The following is a 25,012-nucleotide window of genomic DNA, read 5'->3' as shown; positions in this document are numbered from 1 at the left end:
GTATGGGGGAAACGAAGCGTGACGCGCGCTGCCGGGCCGCGGCGGCGCATCGGCTGGCGAGGGCGGATCGACGACGCTGCTGTCGGGGGCTCGGCTTTGGTCTGCCTCGATGCGGGTGCCGGGCGCATAGCGGCGAGCGCAACCTCACGCGGGCGATAGGCCCCCGTGATCCGAGCACCTGGAACAACCGCGCTTTCCATGGCCGTGTCGTCTCCGTTTCCCTCCGGGCCGATGGTCCGCGGTGGGTTACGCAGAAGCTGGTCACTGTCGCCGAGCAAATCGCAGCGCAATCCTATAATTGAGCCTGTATCGCCGCGCCAGTCAAATTCGTGGCCGACCGACCGGCGATCGCAGCGGACGCGGCTCCGAGGCCGGCGTCATCACCGCGACCTGCGCCGGATGCTCAATGGGACATGGACCGTGACACGGGCGTCGGCACCCAGGGCGGCGCGCTGTTCGGGGAGATCCGATGATTGCGCATGCTCCCGTCATTCCCTTCGCCCTCTCGCTGCGCGCTCATGGCGGAGCATGGATGTCGGCTATGGTGCCCGTGCCGGTCCGGTCAATTCGGAGCGGCATAACCCAGGGAGGCAACCATGGCAGTCGCAAGCGTGTCGAAGATCACGGCGGCATCCACACAGAGCTTCGACGCAGCTGTCCGCGAAGGCCTCGAACGCGCCAGCAAGACACTGCGCGGCATCACCGGCCTGCACGTGGTCGAGCAGAAGGCGAGCGTGGTGAACGGCAAGATTTCCGAGTTCCGAGTCACCATGGAAGTCACCTTCATTCTCGAAGGCTGACGGGTTGAGGAGTGGGCGCGGGGACCCGCCGCCTGTTCGGCATCGGGTCCCCGCGTCTCACTGCAAAGGTCGGCACCGCTGCGCTGATGTCGCGGCGAAGCGCTCCGGTCCTCAGCCCCCGGGCAGCAGCCGGATGCGGCGTTCGACGGCACCTTCGACCGCTGTGCGGCTGTAGAGCAACGGCACGTATTCGTCCTTCGCCCAGAGCGGAAAGAGATCGCGGTAGTGCGGGCTGGCCGGGTCGCCGGATTGGCCGGGTGCGTTGATGGTCCAGCTCGCATCCCAGTTGCCGACATCCAGCACCATCCGCCAGGACGCGCCGGACATCACTCGGAAGTCGCTGCCGCGGTAGCCGTTGTTGTTGATCGTCAGGTTGGAGCCCCCCTTCGGGGCCGGCCCCACATCCAGCCTGGCCGTGAGCTCCGGCGGCGCGAGCCGGGAGAGCGGATGGCTGAAATAGCCCTGATGGATCCGTCCCCAGCTCCAGCTCGCGGTTTCATCCCCCATGCGCTGCCGCGCCTCGGCCCAGGCAGCCGCCAGCGTGTCCAGCAGCAACGTGTCGCGAGCGGCCTTCGGGGCGGGACCGAAGCCGGCATCCTTCGCCGCCTCCAGCAGTTCCACATAGAGGGCGGTGTCCGGCACGCCGATCAGCCTGTCCAGGCCTTCGGGCCCGAGCGCCTTCGGAATGGCCGGCATGAGGTGGTTGGTGAACCAGATCTCGAAGAGGGCGGCAGGGCCGCTGCCCGCCTCCAGCCGATGATCCCAGCCGGCGAGGAACGCGCGGGCCTCGGCCGCCTCCGTGCCGCCTGCCCCGGCCAGGAGCGCACAGAGCCGGCGCGCGGGCATGCTCAACACGTCCGTCTGCAGCGCCAGCGTCTCCTCGACCGACCAGCGCCTGTCGCCGGCCAGCGCCTCGGACAGGCGCGCGTAGCGGGCGCCGTCGGTCCATTCGAAGCCCGTCTTGTGCCGGCGATGATCGAAATCCGGCGGCAGGTTCATCTGGTTGGCGGAACCGAGCCAGCCGCAATCCGGGTTCTTCGCGCAGGGCAGCGAGGAAGCCTGGATGGTGCCCGCCCATTCGTGGCGGCCATCGCCGGGCACGGGCATCAACCCGTCCCAGCTTGGCCGCACGGGGATCTTCGCCGCCGCCTGCCAGCCGATATGCCCGTCGACATCCGCCACGACATGGTTCGTGGAGGGCGCGCCCCATCCTTCCAGCGCGCGCTGATACTCCTCGAAGCTGCCGGCGGTGAGATAGGCGAGGCTCGCCATGTAGGCCGCCGTGCCGGGCTCCCACCACACGCTGCGCAGCGCGTAGGCGCGGCGGGCCGCGCGATCGACATGCAGCACCGGGCCGTGGCGCGTGAAACGCAGCTCCGTGGGGATCGGATCGCCGCCGCGCACGGGGATGCTCTCCGTGACCACCCGCATGCGTTCCCACCCCTCGCCGTAGCGGTAGAGATCGGGATCCGCCTCGTTCAGCTCATGGACATAGAGGTCTTCCTGATCGGCGGGATGGATGGTGAGGGAGAAGGCCAGCCGGTCGTTGTGCCCCAGGCTGACGCCCGGAATGGCCGGCTCGCCCGCGCCGATCACGTCGAGCCCGGGCGCGACGAGATGCGCGATGTAGCGCAGGGACGGCTGGTCGTGCACGCGGTGCGGGTCGCTCGCCAGGATGGCGCGGCCGGTGGCGGTGCGGGCCGGCGACAATGCCCAGTTGTTGCTCCCCCACTCGCCGGCCTCCGCCAGCGGCTCGGCCGGATCCGCGCCGTCAATGGGGTGGGGCTCGCAGCCGAGCAGGTAGGTGCGCATCACTTCGGGCGGGATGACGTGCGGCTCCAGCCCTTGCGGCACCTGCACCCGCCATTCGGGTTGCAGCCCCTTGTGCAGCCGGTCCGTCTCCAGCCCGAACCTGGCGACGATGGTCGCCCGCGTCACCTCGGAATCCAGGTTGCGCACGCGCGCATGGGCGCGGCAGCGCACCACGTCCTCCGGGCTCCATCGTGCGGGCCGCGTGCCGAGAGCGCGGAACTCCATCGGCAGCCGCGCCGGCTCGCGCTCCAGGAGGTCGATATAGGCGTTGATCCCGGCGACGAAGGCCGTGGTGCGCAGCTCGGCATCCGCGCCGTAGCAGGCCCATTCCGCGGCCATGTCGCCGCGGTAGAGCAGAAGGCGCGCGGCGCGGTCGCGCTCCGCGTAGGCGGGGCCGAGGTCGCCGGCCATGAGACCGAGGCCGCGCTTGCGCCACAGGTCGATCTGCCACAGCCGGTCGCGCGCGGCGTTGAAGCCCTGCACGAAGAAGGCGTCCCGCTGACTGGCGGCGTAGATGTGCGGGATGCCCCAGCGATCGACCAGGATCTCCGCCTCGGCGCCCAGTCCGGGCAGCGACAGCGTCTCGCCGGCGGGGTGCATCACGGGCCGCGCCCCTCCTGCCGATCGGTCACCACCATGCAGAGGGTCCAACTTGTCATCTCGCCGGTCATCCCACGTCACACGGCGCAAGTCGTGCCGAGGCGCCGCCGCACCGTCAATGACCAGGCCGGCAGGTCGATGCCCCGCCTGGGCCAGCCGCTGCGGTCCGCCAATGGTCGATCGACAGGGCCGGCGGGCCGTGCCCGGCGTCGAGAGGTTTGGCCCCGAATGCCATCCGGCAGGTGAGGCGGCGCGCCGGCCGCGGCGATGCACCAGCACAAGAAGGAGCAGCGTGACGAGCGCCGAGGGGAGCAGCATCCGCACCACGACCTGCACATGTTCCGACGCGGCAGGCATTTGCCCGTGACATCCTCCACCTGCTGCCTTTAGTTTTCATGCGCCGTCGATACGTTCTTCTGTTCTCATAAATGGGGCCTGGAAACTGAAGCTGATGTGTCAACCTCGTGGCGTTTCGAAGATGGTGGTCGTCCTCCTCGCCGCCCTGGTCTTCAGCTTGCCTCGCCCCTCTCAGGCTCAAGGCCCGGCAGGCGCCGTCATTCCTCCGCAGGGGACGCGCGTGCCGGAAATCGCGCCTTCGACGCAGCCGCGCGTCGGCCCGGGCACGCCCAGGGGTCCCGCGCCCGCGGCATCGCAGGACCCGGCTCTCGCGAGAACCGTCACCATCACCTCCGTCGCGGTCGAAGGCGCGACGGCTTTCCCGCCGGCGCGGATCGAAACGGCAATCGGTCCCATGACCGGCGTCGTGCCGCTCCAGAGGGTGGAGGAGGCGCGCGTTGCCATCCTCAACCTCTATCGCGACGCCGGCTACGTCTTCACCGTCGTCGATGCCGTGGTCGAGCGCGACGGCCGGCTGCGGCTGACCGTCGGCGAGGCCGAGATCGTCGAGGTGAGGCTCGACGGGGACATCGGCCCCGCCGGCACGCAGGTCCTGCGCTTCCTCGAGAACCTGCGCGGCGTGCGGCCGATCGATACCGCGACGCTCGAACGCTGGCTGCTGCTGGTCGAGGACATGCCCGGCGTGACCATGCGCGCGGTGCTGCGCCCGGCCGGCACGACGCCCGGGGCGCTCAGCCTCGTCGCGCAGGTCGGGCGGCAGGCGGTCACCGGCTACATCGCCGCCGACAACCGCGCCTACCGCCTGACCGGCACGCAGCAGGGCATGGCCGCGGTGCAGTTCAACTCCTTCACCTCCCTCGCGGAGCGGACGGAACTGCAACTCTACTACGCCAATGGCCGGACATCCGTGTACGGCCAGGCCTCGACGGAGTTCTTCGTCGGCGGCCAGGGCACGAGGGTGCGGCTCTATGCCGGCACGGGCGAGACGACGCCCGCGGCACCGCTGCGCGACATCGGCTACCAGGGCACGACCTCGGTGGCCGGCATCTCCGTCGCCTATCCGCTCATCCGCCGCCGGCAGCAGAGCCTGACCCTGGCGGCGGCATTCGATCTCGTCGAGACCGAGATCAAGCTGGAGGACAGCCCCTTCGGCGACCAGGTGCTGAGCCAGGATTCGCTGCGCGTGCTGCGCGTCGGCGGCGAATGGGCGATCTACGACCGGTTGCTCGGCGATGAACGTTCGGCCGTGAATGTCGCCTCATTGCGGCTGCATCAGGGCCTTTCCGGGCTCGGCGCCAGCGCGAGCGGCAGCGCCTCGCTGAGCCGGGTGGGAGCGCAGACCGACTTCACCAAGATCACCTTCGAGCTCAGCCGCACCCAGGCCCTGTTCTCCCCCTGGTCGGGGGCGACCGTCTCCGTGCTGGGCATCGTGGCCGGACAGTGGTCGAACGACATCCTGCCGCAGGCGGAGAAGTTCTACCTCGGCGGCTCGCGGCTCGGGCGCGGCTACTATGCCGGCGAGGTCACGGGCGACAGCGCGCTCGCGGCGACGGCGGAACTGCAGCTCTCCGTCGCCTATGAGGTGCCGATCTTCGGCCAGACCGTCCCCGTCGATCCTGTCTTCTACGCTTTCTACGACTGGGGCGAGACCTGGGAGAACCAGCCGCTCGACCCGGACCGCCGGATTTCCTCCGCCGGCCTCGGAGCCCGCTTCGGTGTGACACGGAACGCGGAAGTCCAGCTCGAGGGTGTGCGACGCTTCGAGCGCCGGCCGAACGGCGCCGGCAGCGAGGAGCTGAAGACCGACGCCTTCTACTGGCGCGTGCTGTTCCGTTTCTGACCGGGAGTGACGACGATGCAGGGACTTCCTCGCTTCCGATCCGTCCTCCTGGCCGGAACGGCGCTGGTGCTGCCCGTCGCGGCTGCCGCCCAGACCCTCGCGCCCAACACCGCGCCGGTGCTCGACCGCGTCGTCGCCGGCGGCATCACCGTGCAGCAGGGCACGGCGCAGACGGTCGTGAACCAGGCGCAGCAGCGCGGCATCGTCGAATGGCGCAGCTTCAACATCGGGCAGGACCACCATGTCCGCTTCCAGCAGCCCGGCACGTCCTCCGTGACGCTGAACCGCGTGACCACGCCCGACCCCTCGGTGATCGCGGGGCGCATCACCGCGAATGGGCAGATCGCCATCGTCAACCAGTCCGGCGTCGTCTTCACCCAGGGAGCGCAGGTGAATGCGGCGGGCCTCGTCGTCTCCTCGGCCAATATCACCAACGAGAACTTCCTCGCCGGCAGGATGGTGTTCGACCAGGCCGGGCGGCCCGATGCGCGCATCGAGAACGCCGGGACCATCACCGTGCGCGAGACCGGGCTCGCCGCGCTGGTCGCGCCGCAGGTCGCCAATCGCGGCACCATCAGCGCGCGGCTGGGGCGCGTCTCGCTGGCAGGCGCCGAGACGCATGTCGTCGATCTCTACGGCGACGGCCTGCTCTCCATCGAGGTCACCGGCGCCGTGCGCCAGGCCCCCTCGGGCGGCGCCGCGCTGGTGACCAACACCGGCGTGATCGAGGCGGTGGGCGGCACGGTGCAGATCACCGCCGCGGCGGCGGACGGCATCGTGCAGGACCTGGTGCGCGCCGGCGGCCGCATCTCGGCCGACACGGATGCGACGACGGGGCGGGCAGGGCAGATCACCATCTCCGGCACCGGCGGTGCCGTGCGGGTCGAAGGCGAGGTGCGCGCCGTCGGCACCGCCTCCGGCACCCGTGGCGGGCGCATCGAGGTGGTCGCCGATCGCGTGCTGATCGATCGGGGTGCCCGGGTGGACGCCTCCGGCGAGGCCGGCGGCGGCGAGGTCGCGGTCGGCACCACGCTGCGCGGCGCGGCGAATCCGCGTCTCGCCCGCCGCGCGGGCATCGTACAGGGCGCGACCGTACGGGCGGACGCGACCGGGCGAGGCCAGGGTGGCACCGTCATCGTCAATTCCGCGGACTACACGGCCCATGGCGGGACCATCTCGGCGCGTGGTGGCCCGCAGGGCGGCGATGGCGGCTTCGTGGAGGTCTCGGGCCAAGGCGGGCTGCTGGTGCTCGGCAGCATCGACACGGGTGCGCCGGCAGGCGCCCCCGGCACCATCCTGATCGACCCGGTCGACCTGACGATCATCGCCGAGAACGACACCCTGCCCGGAGCCGACCAGGCGAGCCTCACCGGCAACGTGCTCGGCGCCGAGGACCCGCCGGACAACGCCTTCCTCTACCCTTCACAGTTCGAGTCGCTGACCGGCGACGTCATCCTGGAAGCGTCCAACGACATCACGGTCAACGCCGCCATCAACCGCGTCGGCGGCGGGCTGACGCTCGATGCGGGCCGGGACATCGCCATCAATGCGCCGATCACGGGGGACGGCGCGCTGACGCTCGATGCCGGCCGGAACCTGACGATCAACGCGGGCCTGCAGTCCGCAGGCGCGCTGGACCTGTTCGCGCGCACGGGCGACATGTTCCTCGGGGGCGGGCAGTTCATCGGCGGCGGCAATGCGCTCACCGCCGTCGCCGGCGGCAGCATCACGACAGACACGGTGATCGACGGCTTCCAGGGCATCAGCCTGGCGGCGCAGGCGGGCAATGTGCTGCTCGACACGAACGCCGCGCTGCGCGACGCGGAAGGCGGCGCAGGCGTCTCGATCGTGGCGGGCAATGCCATCCTGATCAACGGCGGCTTCAGCACGGGCGGGCCGGCCATCTCGAGCACCGAGGTCGTCGACCTGCAGGCCGGGGCGGGCGGGATCAGCCAGACCGGCTCCATCCGGGCCGGGACGCTGCAGGTCCGCACGACGGGCAGCGCGCTGCTCGGCCTCGTGCCCGTGGACACGATGCCGGGCAACCAGGTCGGCACGCTGGCCGATTCCGACGTCGCCGGCGACTTCCTGCTGCGCAGCACCGAACTCAGCGATGTCGGGGCGCCGCTCACGGTCAGCGGGCTGGTGCGCGTGGGCGGCGGCCTGACCCTCGAACCCCTGACCGGCGTCACCCAGTCCGCGCCCTCCGTCATCGAGACGGCGCAGCTCGCGGTGACGACGGATTCCGGCATCAACCTTGCCGGCGACAACAGGATCGGCACGGTCGCGGAACTCACGGCGGGCGACCAGATCTACCTGCGCAACACCGGGAGCCTGACGGTCGCGGGGCCGGTCACCGTGGAAAGCGGCGGCAACGCGATCATCGGCATCGATGTGGTGGGCGGGGACCTCACCGTCGCGGCGCCGATCCTCGCCACGGCCGCAGAGGGTTTCGGGCTGGTGTCGCTGACCGCCTCGGGGAACCTGGCGCTCACCGCGGCAGGCAGCGTGACGGTCGACGCGCTGGCGGCGAATCTCGTCCGGCTCGCGGCGGCGATGGGCGAATCCGGCTCGGTCGATCCTTCGCTGCCCGGCGCGCTGAGCCTGGCCGGCAATGTCTCCGCCCCCGGCGGGGCCGTCATCCTGGAGGCAGGGCAGGGCGGCATCACGCAGACCGCGGGCGGGATCACGACCGGCTCGATCTTCGTCACCTCGGGTGGCGACGCGCTGCTCGGCAGTTCGGCCAACGCGATCCAGACGCTCAGCTCCTTCGAGGTGGCCGGCGATTTCCTCCTCGACAACGGGCTGAACGACCTGCTGGTCGAAACCGGGCCGAGCTACGAGACCCTGGGGACCGCGGGCACCATCGGGCTGCGCACCGGCGGGACGGTCCTGATCGCCGAGGGTGCTGCGATCACGGCGACCGGCGATGCGGGCCGCGCCTCCTTCCGCGTGGGCGCGCTCGAGGTGGAGCCCGATGCCCTCGTCACCGCGGCCCTCGTCGAGATCGCGCCCTTCGCCGTGACGCCGATGCGAATTCCGATCGCGACGCCGAACGCGGCGGAATTCGGCGTCACCGCCGAGACGCTCTCGCGCATGTCCTTCCAGACGCTGCGCCTCGGTGCGACGACCTTCGACGGCGCGCTGACGACCACGGCGGACGGCCTGACGATCGCGGCGGCACTGACCATCCCGGGCACTCTCGACCTGCGCAGCCTGACGACCATCGCGCAGGAGGCCGGGGCCGACCTCGTCGTCGGCACGCTGACCGGCGCTTCGGGTGGCACGACGCTGCTCGAGAATCCCGGCAACGCCGTGACGATTCTGGCCGGCTTCGAGGCCGGCGGCGATTTCCGCCTCTTGAGCCAGGGTCCGCTGCTCAGCGTTCCCGGAGGAACGACCGTCTCCGCCGGCGGCGCGCTGGTGATCGATGTGACTGGCGGCGAGCTGCTGGTGGATGGCACGGTCACCGGCGCGACGACCTCGCTGCTCGCCGGCACCGCGCTGACGGTGAACGGCTTCTCCGCCATCGCCCGCAGCGGCTCGCTGTTGCTGCGGGCGCCTGCCGTGACGCTGGCGGGGCTCGCCGCGGCGGCCGGCAACATCGTGATCGAGGCCTCGCTTGCGGCGAACCTCGCCGGCATCGCCAGCACCGGCAATGCGCTGCTGATCGTCAGCCCTACCGTCACCTTCGGCGGGCTCGATGCGCGCACGGCCGACGTGCGGATCGACCTCGGATCGACGGGCTTTGCCCAGGGCGCGCTGGATGCGGGGGGGCTGCTCGTGCAGGGCGGCCGCGGGGCGGCGCTGACCGGCACCATCGCCGGCATCGCCGGCCCGGCCGCAGCCGCCCGCGGCCGCCGCGCCGATGCGGGCGGCACGCTGCTGCCCGACCCGCCGCCGCAGATGGAGGACTTCACCTTCAACGCCTGCCCGATCGGCGCATCGATCTGCGGCGTTCCGCTGGTTCCGCTGCCGCTCGCCAACCCTGCGGCGGTGCTCGCGGTGCTCGACCCGGCGCTGCTCCTCGCGGCGGTCGACCAGCTGCGGCCGCCGACGCCAGATCTCAGCCTCCAGCCGACCCGCGACCCGACCGAGGAGAGCGAGCTCGCTCCCCCCGACATCCGTGGCGGAGACTACTGATGCGCGCATGCTTCCGGTCCGCCGCCCTGGCCCTGCTGCTGGCCGGCTGCGTCAGGCCGCCGCCCGAGGCCTATGTGCCCGGCGGCAGCTCCGCCACCGCGGCCACGGCCGTGGCGATCGGCAGCAATGCCCGTGGCGAGGCCTGCCGGATGCTGCGCAGCGGCGGCGGCGCGGAGGTCTTCTGCGGGGCGTGGGAGTCACCCTCGGCGCGGGTGCGGCAGGTGGCCGGTGCCCCGGTGCCCGAACTCGCCGCGAGGGCCACGACGGCGCAGGCGGGCCGCATGTCATGCGATGCGCCGACGCCGACCACCGTGCTCGGCGGCCAGCCGGCCGCCGTGATGAATTGTCGGCGGCATGTCGGCGGCTGGCCGGCCTTTGCCCTGGTGGCGACCGCCGGCGGGAATGCCTACGAGGCGGACGGGGTGCTGCCGGCCCTGCCGGCGGCGGAGCGCGCCATCGGGATCCTCGCCGGCCTCGCCAGCCCGGAGGGGGCGCTGCCGCCATCCGCTGCGCTCGACATGATGGCGGCGCGCCTCTCGCGTGAAGCCTTCGGCGCGAACGACCTGGCGCGCTTCGAACAGCTCATGACCCTCGGCCGGGAAGCCAACCAGGCCGAGCGCTTCGTCGCCGCCGAGACCGCCTATCGCGCGGCGCTCGGCGCGCAGGAAAGGATGCTCGGTGCCGGCGCGCCCGACAGTTTCGGGCCGATGATCCGGCTCGCGCTGCAGCTCTCGAACCAGGGGCGCCACCCCGAGGCGGAGGCGCTCTTCGCGCGGGCCGCGCCGCTCGCCGGCCGGGCCTCGGATCCGCTCGCGCGCGCCCAGCTCCAGCACTACCGGGGCCTGCACGAGGCGAACCGGCGGCAGGCGGAGGCCGCCCTCGCGGCCTTCGGGCAGGCGGAGGCGCTGTACGGCAGGGAAGTGCCGCCCGAGCTGCGCAGCGGCGGTGCGGGCTCCCGCGCCGCCACCTTGGCGACCGGCGCCAATATCGTCGATCCGCTGGCGGCCCGCGCCGTGGTCGGCATGGTGGAGGTGCGGCGCAACCGGGCGGCGGTCCTCCGGAGCGAAGGCCGCATCGCGGAGGCGGAGGCTGCCTCCGCCGCGGCGGCGCAGCTCGCCGCCGTCGCGCCCGGCCTGCCGGGGGCGGATCTGATCGCCGCGCGCGTCGCCCGGACCACGGGCGCCGCGGCGGACAGCGCCGGCGCGCCGGCCCGGGCGCGCGGGGAGTTCACGCGCGCCGCGGCCCGCTTCGCCCGCGGCGCACCGCGTTCCCGCCCCTATGCGGATACGCTGCTGCTCGAAGCCGCTGCCGCCGCGGATGCCGGCGCGCCGGCCGGGGCGATCCTGAACGTCTGCCGCCAGGCCACCGCGGTGCTGCGCGAACTGCGCGAAGGCACCACGGCCCAGTCCATCGCCCCCTGCGTGGATGCCTTCGCGCGCAGCGCCGGCGGTGATTCGCAGACGCTTCTCGCGGAAGCCTTCGAAGCCGCGCAGCTCGCGCAGGGGAGCATCACCACGACGCAGATCGCCCGTGCCGCGGCGCGGCTCAGCGAATCAGCGCGCAACCCCGCCGCAGGCGCGGCGATCCGCCAGCGGGACGAGGCCGGTCGGCGCCTCGCCACGCTCTATCGTGCGCGCGACGAGGCTTCGGTCGCGGCGGGGCGGGGCGGCGGGCCCTCGGTGCAGGATCTCGACAGCCAGATCTCGGAAGCACAGGAGGCGCTGATCGAGGCCGACCAGGCCGCGCAGACGGCCGCACCGGGCTTCGCGCAACTTCTGCAATCGGTCGCTTCGGCCTCCGAGGTCTTCGCGATGCTCGAACCGGGCGAGGCGCTCGCCTCGGTCTTCCTGCCCCCGGAGGGCGCGGGCTGGAGCTTCGTGCTGCGTGACGGGCGGATCGCCGCCGGACCTATCGGCGGGACCGGGACGCAGATGGATGCCCTGGTCCAGCGGCTGCGGGCGAGCCTGGAGGACGGCAACGGCGAGAAGCCCTTCGACGCCGCCGCGGCACACGGCATCTATCGCGCCCTCTTTGCCGAGGTGGCGGGACCGCTCGCCGGGGCGCGCCGGCTGATCGTCGCGCCGTCGGGGCAGCTCCTCTCCGTTCCCTTCGGGGTCCTGGTCGATACGCCGCCGCCGGCGCCGACGGGGCATGAGGGTGTCTCCTTCCTGCTCGCGCGCCTGCCCATCGGCCATGTGCCGGCGCCGGCGAGCTTCGTCGCGCTGCGGCGCGCGGGGCCGTCTCGCGCCTCGCAGCCCTGGTTCGGCTTCGGCGCGCCGCTGCCCGTGCCGGTGGCGCAGGCCGCGCGCACCTTCCCGGCCTCGGCGCAGTGCGGGCGTCTGCTTGCCGCGCTGCCGGCGCTGCCGACGGCGGGGCTCGAATTGCAGGCCTCGGGGCAGCTCATGGGGGCACGGCCGGGGGACCAGCGGACCGGGCGTGCCTTCACCGCCGATACGGTGCGCAGGGCATCGCTGCGCGATTTCCGGGTGCTGCACTTCGCGACGCACGGCCTGTTGCCGGGCGAACTGTCCTGCCTTCAGGAGGCCGCGATCGTCGCCTCGCCGTCGCCCGGCGCGCCCGATGCCACGAATGCGCTGCTGCTGGCGGGGACGCTGCTCGACATCGAGCTTGACGCGGATGTGGTGGTGCTCTCCGCGTGCAACTCCGGCGGCGGCGGAGCGGGGGAAAGCCTTTCCGGCCTGGCCCGATCCATCTTCTTCGCAGGCGCGCGGTCGCTGCTGGTCACGCATTGGTACATCAACGACGCCGCGGCGACCCGCATCGTGGCCTATTCGCTGCGCAACCTGCAGCAAGGCCAGGGCATGATCGAGGCGCTGCGGAGTGCGCAGCTCGACCTCGCGCGGAACGTGGCCGGCGGCTCGCATCCCGCCTTGTGGGGCGGCTTCGGGCTGGTCGGGCCCGGGCCATCGGGGCGAGCGGGGCAGACGGCGTCGGCGGGCCCGTCGGGGGGTTGAAGCGGATCCCGATCAGGCGGAATCACCCGATCGGATGCGGATGCCCCCGAAAGCGAAAGGCCTGGGTGGTCATCGTAAGCCGGGGCGACCGGGAATCGCGCCAGGAAACCGGATCCGGCGTGAACCGCCGGCGAGGCCGTGCACCCAGGTCACTGCGGCACGCGCCGTTCAGGTCGCGAGCATCGGGCGGTTGCCGCGGGCCTGGCTCACGGCAACCGCTGCGGCCTTCAGCCTTCGCGATCAGGGTCCGGGCCGCCCGCCTCGCTCTCGTCCTCTTCCTCGATCATGGCGGCTTCGAGCTGCTCGGTGGTGATCAGCAGGATGCGACGGGCATCCAGGATCTGTGGCGCCTGGTGGCGCAGCGTCTCCCAGCGTTCCTCCACCGCATCGAGCGCGGCATCGAGGTCGGGAAAGGCCTCGGTCTCGGCCGCGGCGCCGGAAGCGCGCCAGCGGAGATGGACGGGGCCGGAGGGGGTGGTTGTCATGGTCTGTGCCGCCGAAGAGGAAGTTGATCGCCGATGGATAGGCGGGAGGGCCCCGGCTTGGCCAGGGGGCCGCCGCGCGTGCCGACATTCGCAAACGGGCTCTGCGCCGCCAGGTCGTTGTGCGCCTATTCATTTGCCACCTAACCGATCCGGGCCTAGCGTGACGCCATGCCGGACGGCAACAGCCTCGCCGAGACACGCTGGCAGCTTGGCGTCGCGATCGGGCAGATCGCCCGTCGCTGGCGCGCGCGGCTCGATCAGCGCATCGCGCCCTTCGGGCTGACCGAGGCGCGCTGGCTGGTCCTTCTGTCGCTCGCGCGGCGGGGCGACGGCATCACCCAGAAGGGCCTCGCCGCCCGGCTGCGCATCGAGGCGCCGACCCTGGTGCGCACCCTCGACTGGCTGGAAGCCCAGGGCTTTGTCGAGCGCCGCGCCGCTCCGCGCGATCGCCGCGCCAAGACCATTCATCTGACCGAAGCCGCCCGCCCCGTCCTGCAGCGCATCGAAGCCGAGGCCAGCGTCGTGCGCGCCGAGATCCTCGCCGGCATCCCGGAGGAGGAGCTCGCCCTCTGCCTCGCGGTGCTGCAACGCGTGGGCGAAGGATTGGCACGGATGGAGGAGGAGCCGTCGGTTGGACATCGGCCCCCCTAGCAGCCAGGCGGGCGCGCGTGCCGCTGCGCCGCGCCGGGCCACGGCGCGCCGCCGCCTGCGCCTGGCCGCGACGGTGACGGCCGCACTCTGCATGCTCGCCGCCGGCACTGTCTGGGTGCACCGCCAGTTCACCACCGTCTTCGTCGATGATGCGCGAATCGCCGCCGACATGGTGGTGCTGTCGAGCCGCCTGCCCGGCTGGGTCACGGAAGTCACCGTCATTGCCGGCGACACCCCGCGCGCCGGCCAGGTGCTGCTGCGCATCGACAGCAGGGAGGCCGAGCTGACGCTGCGCGAGATCGAGGCGCGGCTCGCCGGCATCGCCGCCCGCCGGGCGGAGCTGGAAGCGCGCCTCGCCATGGTGGACCGCCAGACCGGCAGCCAGCAGGACGCCCAGCGCGCCCGCCTGGAAGCCGCCCGCGCCGCCCTGCCTGCCGCCGAGGCCGAGCGCCTCTACGCCGAGGGCGAATTCGCCCGTGCCGTGCAGTTGTTCGGCACCGGCAGCGGCACGCGCCAGCGCCACGAACAGACCCGCGCCCAGCTTGAGACGGCGGCGCAGCGTGTCCTCGCCGTCGCCGCCGAGATCCGCAATGTCGAGGCGCAGCTTGCGAACGCCGGCGCGGCGCGGGAGGAGCTGACGGTGCTCCGCCGCCAGCTCGACGCCATGGAACCGCAGCAGCGCGAACTCGCGGCCCAGCGCGACCGCATCGCGCTCGAGATCCGCGACCGCACGCTGCTGATGCCCTTCGACGGCGTGGTCGGCCGGGTTTTCGCCGATGCCGGCGAATACGTCACGCCGGGCCAGCGCCTGCTGCTGGTGCACGACCCTGCCCGCGTGCGCGTCGAGGCCAACGTCAAGGAGACCGAGATCCGCTACTTCCGCCCCGGCGTACCGGTATCGCTGCGCGTCGATGCCTATCCGGGCCGGCGCTTCGAGGGCACGGTGGAACGTGTCGGCGCCGCCGCCACCAGCGAATTCGCCCTGCTGCCGAGCCCCAACCCCTCCGGCAACTTCACCAAGATCACCCAGCGCCTGCCGGTGCGCATCGCATTGCGGCCGGAGGACGCCGTCGGCCTGCTGCGGCCGGGCATGATGGTGGAGGTCGAGGCGCTGGCGCGTGAGTGACGCGGCACTCGGGCCCGGCGCCTTCGGCGGCTGGGCAGGGCCGACCCTGCCGGAGCTCGCGGCGCGCTGGGGTGCCTCCTATCGCTGGCTGGTGACGCTGGCGGCGATGATCGGCACCGTCGCGACCATCCTGTCCGCCACCATCGTCAACGTCGCGCTGCCGCAGGTGATGGGCGCCTTCGGCATCGGGCAGGACCATGCGCAGCTCATCTCCACCGCCTTCCTCGCGGCGGTGACGGGCACGATGCTGCTGAACGGCTGGCTGGTGGACAGCTTCGGCTGCCGCCTGACCTTCGCCGCGGCGATCGCGATGTTCGTCGCGGGGTCCGTCGTCTCCGGCGCGGCGCCGAACGAGGGCGTGCTGATCGTCGGCCGCGTGCTGCAAGGCGCGGCGGCCGGGATGGTGCAGCCGCTCGGCATGCAGATCATCTTCCAGGTCTTCCCGCCGGAGAAGCGCGGCTCGGCCATGGGGCTCTACGCCGTGGGCGTGGTGCTGGCGCCGGCGCTCGGGCCGACGCTCGGCGGCGTGATCGTGGACGGCTTCGGCTGGCGCGCGGTGTTCTTCATGGGCGTGCCCGTCGCGCTGCTCGGCCTGGCCCTGGGACTGGTCTTCCTGCCGGGGCCGGCGCGGGACGGGGTGCGGCGGCGCTTCGACGGGCCGGGCTTCGTGCTGCTGGTGACGGCGCTGCTCGCGCTGCTGACGGGGCTCGCCAGCGGGCAGCGGGAGGGCTGGGCGTCCAACCGCGTGATGATGGAACTCGGCCTCGCCGCCGCGGCGGGGATCGGCTTCGTGCTGTGGGAGCTGCGCACCGACGCGCCGATGCTGAACCCGCGGCTGTTTGCGGTGCGCGGCTTCGCCTGCTCGGCTGCGGTCGGGCTTGTCTATGGCGCGGGGCTGTTCGGGTCGACCTACCTCATTCCTCTCTTCGTCCAGACCATCCAGGGCTTCTCGGCGACGCGGGCCGGGCTGCTGCTGATGCCGGCGGGGCTCGCGATGGTGGTGGTCTTCCCGATCGCCGGGCGTCTGGCCGACCGATTTTCGCCACCGGCGCCGATCGCGACGGGACTGGTGCTGTTCGGCCTGTCGGTCTGGCTGATGGCAGGAGTCGGCACCGACACGCCCTTCTGGAGCTTCGCGCTGTGGATCCTGGTCGGACGCGTCGGCTTCGGGCTGGCGATGCCGAGCATGAATGCCGGTGGGCTGCGCGCCCTGCCGCCGCGCTGGGTCGGGCAGGGGTCGGGGGCGATCAACTTCGCGCGGCAATTCGGCGGTGCGCTCGGGGTGAACCTGCTGTCGATCCACCTCGAGCGCCGGACACAGTTCCACAGCCAGGCGCTGACCGCGACGCAGGAAGGCGGCGCGGCGACCCGGGAACTGCTGCGGGAGCTGGAACGGCTGCTGGCCGGGGACGGCATCGCCGAGGGCACGCGCCAGGCCATGGCGCAGGACTATCTCGGCCAGATGATCCTCTCCCAGGCGAGCATGCTCGCTTTCCGCGACACCTTCCTGCTGGTCGCGCTCGCCTGCCTGGCGGCGCTGGTGCCGGTGGCGATCATGCGCTGGGGCGGCAGGAAATAGCCGGACTTGCCGGCCCCGCGCCCTCGCCCGCAGAGTGCGCGCGGCAAGACACCCTGAGGAACCCGGGACATGGCACGGTGGCTGAAGCGCTCGATCGGCGCATCGGACAAGGCGGCGGCGCAGGCCGAGGTGCGCGCGACCGTCGAGAAGCTGCTGGAGGACATCGCGACACGCGGCGACGCCGCGGTGCGCGAGATGTCCCGCCGCTTCGACAACTGGGACCGCACGGATTTCCGCCTGACGGATGCTGAGATCCGCGCCTGCCTGTCGGAACTCCCCGCCCGCGCGCTGGACGACATCCGCTTCGCCCAGGAGCAGGTGCGCAACTTCGCCCGTCACCAGAAGGAGGCGCTGCGCGACATCGAGGTGGAGACGCTGCCCGGCGTGGTGCTGGGCCACAGGAACATCCCGGTGAACTCGGTCGGCTGCTACGTGCCGGGCGGGAAGTACCCGCTGCTGGCCTCGGCGCATATGTCGGTGGTGACGGCGAAGGTGGCGGGCGTGCCGCGCATCGTCACCTGCGCGCCGCCCTACAACGGGCGCCCGGCGCCGGCGATCGTCGCCGCGCAGCACCTCGCCGGGGCGGACGAGATCCACTGCCTGGGCGGCGTACAGGCTGTGGGCGCGATGGCGCTCGGCACCGAGAGCATCAGGCCGGTCGACATGCTGGTCGGCCCCGGCAATGCCTTCGTCGCGGAGGCCAAGCGGCAGTTGTTCGGCCGCGTCGGCATCGACCTCTTCGCCGGGCCGACCGAGACGCTGGTCATCGCCGACGAGACGGTGGACGGAGAGATCTGCGCCACCGACCTGCTCGGCCAGGCCGAGCACGGCCCGACCAGCCCCGCCATCCTGCTGACGGATTCCGAGAAGCTCGCGCGCGACACCATGGCCGAGGTCGAGCGCCTGCTCGGCATCCTGCCGACTGCGGAGATCGCGCGCAGGTCCTGGGCGGACTACGGCGAGGTCATCCTCTGCGAGGACAAGGCCGAGATGCTGCGCGAGGCCGACCGCATCGCCTCCGAGCACGTGCAGGTGATGACCTCGGACGACGATTTCTTCCTCAAGAACATGACCAACTACGGCGCCCTGTTCCTTGGGCCGCGCACCAATGTCTCCTATGGCGACAAGGTGATCGGCACCAACCACACGCTGCCGACGCTGGGGGCTGCGCGCTATACGGGCGGGCTTTGGGTCGGCAAGTTCCTCAAGACCGTCACCTACCAGCGCGTGCTGACCGATGAGGCGAGCGCGATGATCGGCGCCTATTGCTCGCGGCTTTGCATGCTGGAGGGCTTCGTCGGCCATGCCGAGCAGGCGAATATCCGCCTGCGGCGCTATGGCGGACGGAATATCCCCTATGGGCAGGCGGCCGAGTGATGGAATTGCCTCGCACGCCATCCTTCCGGCTCGACGGGCGCCGCGCGCTGGTGACGGGCGCGGGGCGCGGCATCGGCCTCGCGGCCGCGGCGGCCTTGGCGCAGGCCGGCGCCGAGGTGGTGCTGACCGCGCGCACCGCCGAGGAGATCGAGGAAGCCGCCGCCGCCATCCGCGCCGAGGGCGGCAAGGCCGCGGCGCTGCCGCTCGACGTCAACGACCTCGACGCCGCGACGCGCGCCATCGCCAGGGCCGGGCCTTTCCATGCGCTGGTGAACAACGCCGGCACCAACCGGCCGGCGCCCTTCCAGGATGTCACCGTCGCCGATTTCGACGCCATCATGTCGCTCAATGTCCGTGCCGCCTTCTTCGCCGCGCAGGCGGTGGCGCGTGGGATGATCGAGGCCGGGATCGGCGGCGCGATCGTGCATGTCTCCTCCCAGATGGGCCATGTCGGCGGCGGACGGCGCAGCGTCTACTGCGCGTCCAAATGGGCGATCGAGGGCCTGGCGCGCGCCATGGCGATCGACCTGGCGCCGCACGGCATCCGCGTGAACACGCTCTGCCCCACCTTCATCGAGACGCCGCTGACCAGGCCGTTCTTCGAAGACGAGGCCTTCAAGGCGAGCGTGCTGCAGAAGATCAAGCTCGGCCGCATCGGCCAGGTCGAGGACCTGATGGGGGCGATCGTCTTCCTCTGTTCCGACGCCGCGGCGCTGATGACCGGGTCCTCGGTGATGGTCGACGGAGGTTGGACGGCGGAGTGACGTTCAGCCGTCGAGCAGGGCGCGCACCTCGCGCCGGATGAAGGCCGCGTCCTCCGGGTTCGCCACCGGGTTGCCGGCGCGATGGCCCCAGATCGAGGGAATGGGCTTCAGCACCCCGCGTTTCAGCTGCGGCAGTTCAGCCGCATTGTCGGCGACGCGGAAATAGAGATCGGTCTCGGAGGGCATCAGCAGCACGCGCGCCTCGATCGCGTTCAGCGCGCGCGACAGGTCGCCGCCGTAGCGCGGATGGTCCGCGATGTCTCCCGCATCCCAGGTGCGAAGCTGCGCCAGGAGGTCGGCGGCGGCGCGGCGGGCGAAGCGTTCCTCCCAGTCGGTGCGCAGGAAGGTTTCGAGGTCCGGCGCCTTCAACGCTGTCAGGTGCAACCCGGCGCGATAGAAATCCTGGCTCAGCGCCCAGCCGGCATAGATGCGGCCGAAGGCGCGCAGCGCCGCCTTCGGCTGGGCGGAGAACAGCGCCGTGCCGTCATATTCCGGCGCGGCTTCCAGCGTCGCCATCAGCCCGGCGAGGAAGATGCGGTTGTGTACGCTGGTCCGCGCACTGCCGCAGTTGACCACGATGCGCGCGACCTCCTCGGGATAGGCGGCGGCCCAGTGATAGGCCTGCTGCGCGCCCATGGACCAGCCATAGACGGCGTGCAGGCGCTCGATGCCGAAGACCTCGCGCAGCAGGCGGCGCTGGGCGGCCACATTGTCCCAGGCCGTCACCAGCCGCGGCCAGGGCGCGACGTTGCTTGGCGAGGAGGACAGCCCATTGGAGAACATGTTCGGGATGACGACGAACCAGTGTGTCGGGTCGAGGATGCCTTCCGGCCCGATCAGCCATTCCAGGTCCGGGTGCTGCGCCCCGTAGCTGGTGGGATAGAGCACCACATTGTCGCGCGCCGCCGAGAGCGTGCCATGCGCACGCCAGGCCACCCGCGCACCGGGCAGCGTGCCGCCGCGATGCAGCGCCAACTCGCCCAGGTCAAAGACACCTTCCTGTACCGGCCAGCCCATCGGCATCTCCCTGCGGGTCGACGGCATCCTAGCAGCCGCATGGATCGATGGGGTTGAGAGGGGCGCCGCCCCTCTCAAACTCTCCCCGCCAAAGGCCGAAAGGCCTTTGGAAACCAATACTTCAGGTCACCGCGGGTGCAGGGGACCGTGTCCCCTGCTGGGGGAGTGCGAGGGGGCAAAGCCCCCTCGATCCACGCGAACCAGCACCTATCCACGGCGCTGCGCAGGAATGACCGCGCGGCTTAACGGCCGCGCAAGGGTGCTCCGGTACTCTCCGCCCCTGGATCGGGCCGGACAGGATGTTGGCGCCAGAACTCACCGCCCTGCGCTGCCTCTTCCTCGTCGCCATGCACCACGGGTTGCACATGGCGCCGGAGGAGCTGCCCGCCGCGCAGGGGCCGGACATGCTGCCCGCCGTGCTCGGTGCCATGCGCCGGCTCGGGCTGAAGGCGCGCGCCCTGACGCATTGCGGGTGGGAGAAGGCGGAGCGCCTCGGTACCGCCTATCCGGCGCTCGCGGTGCGGCGGGACGGGTCCTGGGTGGTGCTGGTGCATGTCATGCCCGGGCCTGACGGCGCGCCAATGGCCGCCGTGCTGGACCCGGCCGAGGAAGCGGCCGGCGTGCAGCTCGTGCCGCGGGAGAGCTTCCTCGCGGCGTGGTCCGGCACGCTGGTGCTGTGCCGCCGCGCCACGCCGGCAGCGGCGGAGGACCGCCCCTTCGGCCTCGGCTGGTTCCTGCCCGAGATCGCGCGCCATCGCCGCTTCTTCGCCGGTGTCGCGGTGGCGGCGGTGCTGTCCAACCTGATCGGCTTCGCCATCCCGCTGCTGTTCCAGGTGCTGATCGACAAGGTGGTGGCGCACCAGGCCTGGCAGACGCTGGCGGTGGTGGTGATCGTCTTCGTGCTGCTGGCGGCCTTCGACGGGTTCTTCGGCTATGCGCGGCAGCGGCTGATGCTGCTGGCGTCCAACAAGGTGGATGCCCGGCTCGGCGCGCGGACCTTCGGGCACCTGCTGTCGCTGCCGCTCTCCTTCTTCGAGACGCATGCGGCCGGCGTGCTGGTGCGCCACATGCAGCAGACCGAGAAGCTGCGCCATTTCCTGACCGGGCGGCTGTTCCAGACCCTGCTGGATGCCGCGCTGCTGCCGGTGCTGCTGCTGCTGCTGGCGATCTACAGCGGGGTGCTGACGCTGGTGGTGCTGGGGTTCTCGGCGGCGATCGCGCTGGTGATCGGCGCCATGGTGCCGGCCTTCCGGCGGCGGCTGAACACACTCTATGCCGCCGAGGGCGCACGCCAGGCCCATCTGGTCGAGACGCTGCACAACATGCGCGCGGTGAAGTCCCTGGTGCTGGAACCGGCGCGCCGGCGCGCCTGGGACGGCCAGGTGGCAATGGCGGTGCGGGCGCATGCGGAGGTCGGGCGCATCGCGGCGATCGGCAGCATGGCGACCTCCGTGCTGGAACGGCTGATGCAGATCGCCGTGCTCGGCCTTGGCGCGACGCTGGTCTTCGACGGCAATCTGACCATCGGCGCGCTGGTCGCCTTCACCATGCTCTCGGGCCGCGTCACCGGGCCGCTGGTGCAGATCGTCACGCTGATCAACGAATACCAGGAGGCGGCGCTGTCGGTGCGCATGCTCGGCACGGTCATGAATGCGCGCGCCGAGACGCAGGAGCGCCACCGCCTCGCCCGCCCGCCCGTGACCGGCGCGCTGCGCTTCGAGGAGGTGACCTTCCGCTACCCCGGTGCGGCGACGCCGGCGCTGGACGGAATCTCCTTCACGGTCGAGCAAGGTCAGATGATCGGCGTGGTCGGGCGTTCAGGTTCCGGCAAGACCACCGTCACGCGGCTGATCCAGGGCATCCACGCGCCGCAATCGGGCCTGATCCGCTTCGGCGAGGCCGATATCCGCACCATCGATCTCGAACACCTGCGTCGCCATGTCGGCGTCGTGCTGCAGGAGAACCTGCTGTTCCGTGGCACGCTGCGGGAGAACATCGCTGCCGCACGGCCCGAGGCGTCCCTCGCGGAGGTGCTGGAGGCCGCGCGGCTCGCCGGTGCGCAGGAATTCATCGAGCGCCTGCCGCTTGCCTATGACACGCCGGTCGAGGAAGGGGCGAGCAACTTCTCCGGCGGCCAGCGCCAGCGCATCGCCATCGCCCGGGCGCTGCTGACCCGACCGCCGCTGCTGATCCTCGACGAGGCGACCAGCGCCCTCGACCCGGACAGCGAGGCGATCATCCAGGCCAACCTGGGTGAGATCGCGCGCGGGCGGACCATGATCATCGTCTCGCATCGCCTGTCGTCGCTCGTGACGGCGGATGCGATCCTGGTGCTGGAACAGGGCCGTGCGGTGGATTTCGCCCCGCACGAGGCCCTGCTCGGCCGCTGCGACGTGTACCGGCACCTATGGCAGCAGCAGACCCGGCACCTGCGATGAGCGGCCGGCGCAGCCTCGCGCGCCGCCGCGCCAGCCCGCCGACGCCGCGCCTTGCGCCGGAGGCGCTGCCCTTCCAGGATCCGCTGGAGGCGCTGATCGCCGAACCGCCCCCGCCCTTCCTGCGGGGCCTGTACTGGCTGGTCGCGGCGCTGTTCGTCGCCCTGCTGGCAGTGGCGACGCTGGCCGAGGTGGATGTGGTGGTGACCGGCGCCGGGCGGCTCGCCCCGGACGCCCCGCCGATCGTGCTGCAGCCGATGGAACGGGCGGTGATCCGCGAGATCCGCGTCCGCCCCGGCGACGTGGTGCGGCGCGGCCAGGTGCTGGCGGTGCTCGACCCCGCCTTCGCCGAGGCGGACCGCGCCGCGCTGGCGGCGCAGCGCCGGGCGCTGGCGTCGCTGCTCGCGCGGCTGGAAGCCGAGCTCGCGGACCTGCCCGCCCCCCCGGGAGAAGACCGCGACAGCGCGCTCCAGGCCGGGCTGCACGCCCGGCGCCAGGCCTTCCTCGCCGCCCGGTTGCGGGCGCTCGAGGAGGAGATGCGGGGCCAGCAGGCCGCCATCCTCACGCTGGAGGAAGCCGAGGCCGCTTCCGCCGAGCAGATCGCCATTGCCCGCGACGTGGAGGCGCTGCGCGCCCGGCTGCTGGAAGGTCAGATCGGCTCCCGCCTGCATTACCTGGAAGCGCGCGCGCGGCGGATCGCGGCCGAGCAGCAGCGCGACCAGGACCGCGGCCGCCTGCGTGAGCTGCGCCACGCGCTGGAACAGAAGCGCGCGGAGCGGCAGGGCTTCCTCGACGACTGGCGCCGCCAGGTGATCGAGGAGGTGGCGCGCGTGCGTGGGGAGCTCTCGCGCGTCGAGGAATCGCTTGCCAAGGCGACACGGCTCGCCGAGTTGACGCTGGTCACCGCGCCCGAGGACGGGACCGTTCTGGAGGTGGCGCGCCGCTCCGCCGGCTCCGTGCTGCGGGAGGCAGAACCGCTGATCAGCCTGGTGCCCGCCGCTGCGCCGCTGATCGCCGAGGTGGCACTGCGCTCGGCCGATATCGGCCAGGTGCGGGCGGGCGACCCGGCGGTCATCAAGGTGGATGCCTTCCCCTTCCAGCGCCACGGCACGCTGGCCGGCCGGTTGCGCGCGGTGGCGCAGGAATCCCAGGCGCCGCGCCCAGGCGGGGAGGGGGAACCCGGCCAGGCCGCCGGCGGCCCGCTGCATCGGGCACAGGTGGAGCTCGATGCGACCGGGCTGCGCCATCCGCCGGAGGGCGCGCGGCCGATCGCCGGCATGACGGTGACGGCGGAGATCCGTGTCGGATCGCGCAGCGTGCTGTCCTACTTCCTCTTTCCGCTGATCCGCGGCGTGCAGGAGAGCCTGCGCGAACCGTGACCGGCGGACGCACGATTTATCACGGCCGGTTTACCATTGCGAAAGCGGGTCCGAGTCACCGTCAGTGACGACACCGCGCCGACAGGACGTCCAAGCCGTGTGTCTATGCCGCCATCCGGCCCCCGCCGAGTGGCGCTGCTGTCCAGCACGGACACGCCCTGCCGGGAGCCTGCGATGCCTGTCCTTTCCGCCCTGAACACTACGCAGATCCAGGGTCTGACCACCACGACCATCGCCGGCCTCACCACGACCGAGATCCGCAGCCTGGCCGCGACGCAGCTCGAGGCGCTGACCACGACGCAGGTCGCGGTGCTGAGCACCACGCAGATCGCGGCGCTGACCACGACCCAGCTTGGTGCGCTGGAGACGACGGATCTGGCGGTGTTGAGCAGCAGCCAGATCCGCGGGCTCGCAGCGACGCACATCGCGGCGCTGAGCACGACGCAGGTGGGTGCGCTGACCACGACGCAGGTGGGTGCGCTGACCGCCACCCAGGTCGCCGGGCTGCAGACCTCCGACGTCGCCGCGCTCACCACGACGCAGATCGGGGCGCTGACCAGCACGCAGGCGGCCGCGCTCGGCACGGCGCAGGTCCGCGCGCTGGAGACCACCGACCTCGCGGCGCTGACCACCACCCAGCTTCGTGGGCTGGCGTCGTCGCAGATCGCGGCGCTGACCACCACCCAGCTCGGCGCCCTGTCCACCACCCAGATCGGCGGGCTGACCACCACCCAGCTCTTCGGGCTGAACTCCACCCAGGTTTCGGCGCTGACCACCACCCAGCTCGGCGCCCTCAGCTCCACCCAGATCTCCGGCCTGAGCACCGTCCAGCTCCGCGGCTTCGACACCACCGACATCGCCGGCCTGACCACCACCCAGATCGCCGGCCTGCGCGCCGTCCAGACCGCCGGCCTGACCACCACCCAGGTCGCCGCCATCGAGACCACCGACCTCGCCACCCTCACCACCACGCAGATCTTCGGTCTCTCCACCACCCAGATCGCGGCGCTGTCCACCACCCAGATCGGTGCGCTGAGCACCACCCAGGTCGCCGGCCTCACCACCCGCCACATCACCGGGCTCGAAAGCACCGACCTCGCCGCCCTCAGCACGACGCAGATCGGTGCGCTGTCCAGCCTGCAGCTCATGGTGCTGAACACCACCCAGCTGCGCGGGCTGGAGACCACGGACCTCGCCGTGCTGACCACCACCCAGCTGCGCGGCCTCCGGGCGTCCAGCATCGGCGCCCTGACCACCACCCAGATCGGCGCGCTGACGACGACGCAGATCGGCAGTCTCGCCGCCACCCAGCTCCTCGGCCTGACCTCGACCCAGGTGGCGGCGCTGACCACGACACAGATCGGCGCGCTGGCCTCCAGCCAGGTCGCCGCGCTGACCACGGCGCAGCTTCAAGGGCTCGACACCACCGACGTCGCCGCGCTGACCACCACTCAGGTCGCCGGGCTGACGGCGACGCAGCTCGGTTCCCTGACCACGACGCAGATCGCCGCGGTCGAGACCACCGATCTCGCCGCGCTGACCACCACCCAGATCCGCGGCCTGGTCGCCTCCCAGATCGGTGCGCTGAGCACGACGCAGGTGGGTGCGCTGACCACGACGCAGGTGGGTGCGCTGACCGCCACCCAGGTCGCCGGGCTGCAGACCTCCGACG

The 25,012-nt window shown here is 71.8% G+C and carries 15 protein-coding genes; 12 read left to right on the top strand and 3 right to left on the bottom strand.

The window, feature by feature from the left end:
• Positions 1-596: 596 nt before the first annotated feature.
• On the top strand, positions 597-800 hold the full coding sequence (locus GXW74_RS19140; RefSeq protein WP_211848148.1) for a dodecin family protein: 204 nt from the start codon (positions 597-599) through the stop codon (positions 798-800).
• A gap of 111 nt (positions 801-911) precedes the next feature.
• Here the strand turns inward: GXW74_RS19140 and GXW74_RS19135 are convergent, their stop codons facing one another.
• A complete protein-coding gene (locus GXW74_RS19135; RefSeq protein ID WP_211848213.1) occupies positions 912-3,212 on the bottom strand; it encodes a penicillin acylase family protein in 2,301 nt (766 codons plus the stop codon).
• Between the two features lie 451 nt (positions 3,213-3,663).
• Here GXW74_RS19135 and GXW74_RS19130 point away from each other — a divergent pair, with 451 nt between their 5' ends.
• Genes GXW74_RS19130 through GXW74_RS19120 form a run of 3 tightly spaced genes read left to right on the top strand, consistent with a single transcriptional unit; the run spans position 3,664 to position 12,527 of the window.
• The gene (locus GXW74_RS19130; protein WP_338148276.1) at positions 3,664-5,409 is read left to right on the top strand and encodes a ShlB/FhaC/HecB family hemolysin secretion/activation protein; all 1,746 of its coding nucleotides are present in this window, start codon (positions 3,664-3,666) and stop codon (positions 5,407-5,409) included.
• A gap of 15 nt (positions 5,410-5,424) precedes the next feature.
• Complete coding sequence (locus GXW74_RS19125; protein WP_211848146.1) at positions 5,425-9,552, top strand: beta strand repeat-containing protein; 4,128 nt, start codon at positions 5,425-5,427, stop codon at positions 9,550-9,552.
• Positions 9,552-12,527: a CHAT domain-containing protein gene (locus GXW74_RS19120; protein WP_211848145.1), complete on the top strand. Its 2,976-nt coding sequence runs from the start codon at positions 9,552-9,554 to the stop codon at positions 12,525-12,527. The genes GXW74_RS19125 and GXW74_RS19120 overlap by 1 nt, the downstream gene beginning before the upstream one ends.
• A gap of 227 nt (positions 12,528-12,754) precedes the next feature.
• On the opposite strand, the gene GXW74_RS19115 is transcribed toward GXW74_RS19120, so the two are convergent.
• Positions 12,755-13,012 carry a hypothetical protein gene (locus GXW74_RS19115; RefSeq protein ID WP_211848144.1) on the bottom strand — a complete coding sequence of 86 codons (258 nt, stop codon included), beginning with the start codon at positions 13,010-13,012 and terminating at the stop codon, positions 12,755-12,757.
• Positions 13,013-13,180: 168 nt separating this feature from the next.
• Between GXW74_RS19115 and GXW74_RS19110 the strand changes: the two genes are divergently transcribed.
• From GXW74_RS19110 to GXW74_RS19090, 5 genes are all read left to right on the top strand, one after another.
• Entirely contained in the window at positions 13,181-13,663 is a 483-nt protein-coding gene (locus tag GXW74_RS19110; RefSeq protein ID WP_211848143.1) for a MarR family transcriptional regulator, read from the top strand.
• A complete protein-coding gene (locus tag GXW74_RS19105; RefSeq protein WP_211848142.1) occupies positions 13,644-14,789 on the top strand; it encodes an HlyD family secretion protein in 1,146 nt (381 codons plus the stop codon). The genes GXW74_RS19110 and GXW74_RS19105 overlap by 20 nt, the downstream gene beginning before the upstream one ends.
• Positions 14,782-16,368, top strand: a complete 1,587-nt coding sequence (locus tag GXW74_RS19100) for a DHA2 family efflux MFS transporter permease subunit (RefSeq protein ID WP_338148275.1) — start codon at positions 14,782-14,784, stop codon at positions 16,366-16,368. The genes GXW74_RS19105 and GXW74_RS19100 overlap by 8 nt, the downstream gene beginning before the upstream one ends.
• Before the next feature lie 69 nt (positions 16,369-16,437).
• Positions 16,438-17,745, top strand: a complete 1,308-nt coding sequence (hisD, locus tag GXW74_RS19095) for a histidinol dehydrogenase (RefSeq protein ID WP_211848141.1) — start codon at positions 16,438-16,440, stop codon at positions 17,743-17,745.
• Positions 17,745-18,509 carry an SDR family NAD(P)-dependent oxidoreductase gene (locus GXW74_RS19090; RefSeq protein ID WP_211848140.1) on the top strand — a complete coding sequence of 255 codons (765 nt, stop codon included), beginning with the start codon at positions 17,745-17,747 and terminating at the stop codon, positions 18,507-18,509. Before hisD ends, GXW74_RS19090 begins: the two co-directional genes overlap by 1 nt.
• 3 nt (positions 18,510-18,512) lie before the next feature.
• Here the strand turns inward: GXW74_RS19090 and GXW74_RS19085 are convergent, their stop codons facing one another.
• Entirely contained in the window at positions 18,513-19,526 is a 1,014-nt protein-coding gene (locus tag GXW74_RS19085) for an alpha/beta fold hydrolase (protein WP_246523673.1), read from the bottom strand.
• A 302-nt stretch (positions 19,527-19,828) separates the two neighbouring features.
• On the opposite strand from GXW74_RS19085, the gene GXW74_RS19080 reads away from it, so the two are divergent.
• From GXW74_RS19080 to GXW74_RS19070, 3 genes are all read left to right on the top strand, one after another.
• A complete protein-coding gene (locus GXW74_RS19080) occupies positions 19,829-21,964 on the top strand; it encodes a peptidase domain-containing ABC transporter (RefSeq protein ID WP_246523671.1) in 2,136 nt (711 codons plus the stop codon).
• Entirely contained in the window at positions 21,961-23,340 is a 1,380-nt protein-coding gene (locus GXW74_RS19075; RefSeq protein ID WP_211848137.1) for an HlyD family type I secretion periplasmic adaptor subunit, read from the top strand. The genes GXW74_RS19080 and GXW74_RS19075 overlap by 4 nt, the downstream gene beginning before the upstream one ends.
• A gap of 174 nt (positions 23,341-23,514) precedes the next feature.
• The coding region (locus GXW74_RS19070; protein ID WP_456306989.1) for a hypothetical protein at positions 23,515-25,012 on the top strand (1,498 nt) is incomplete at its 3' end.

This window comes from Neoroseomonas eburnea, assembly GCF_018129005.1.
GTDB lineage: Bacteria > Pseudomonadota > Alphaproteobacteria > Acetobacterales > Acetobacteraceae > Neoroseomonas > Neoroseomonas eburnea.
The sequence above is the reverse complement of the archived record's forward strand: the minus strand, read 5'-3'. Positions and strand labels throughout refer to the sequence as shown.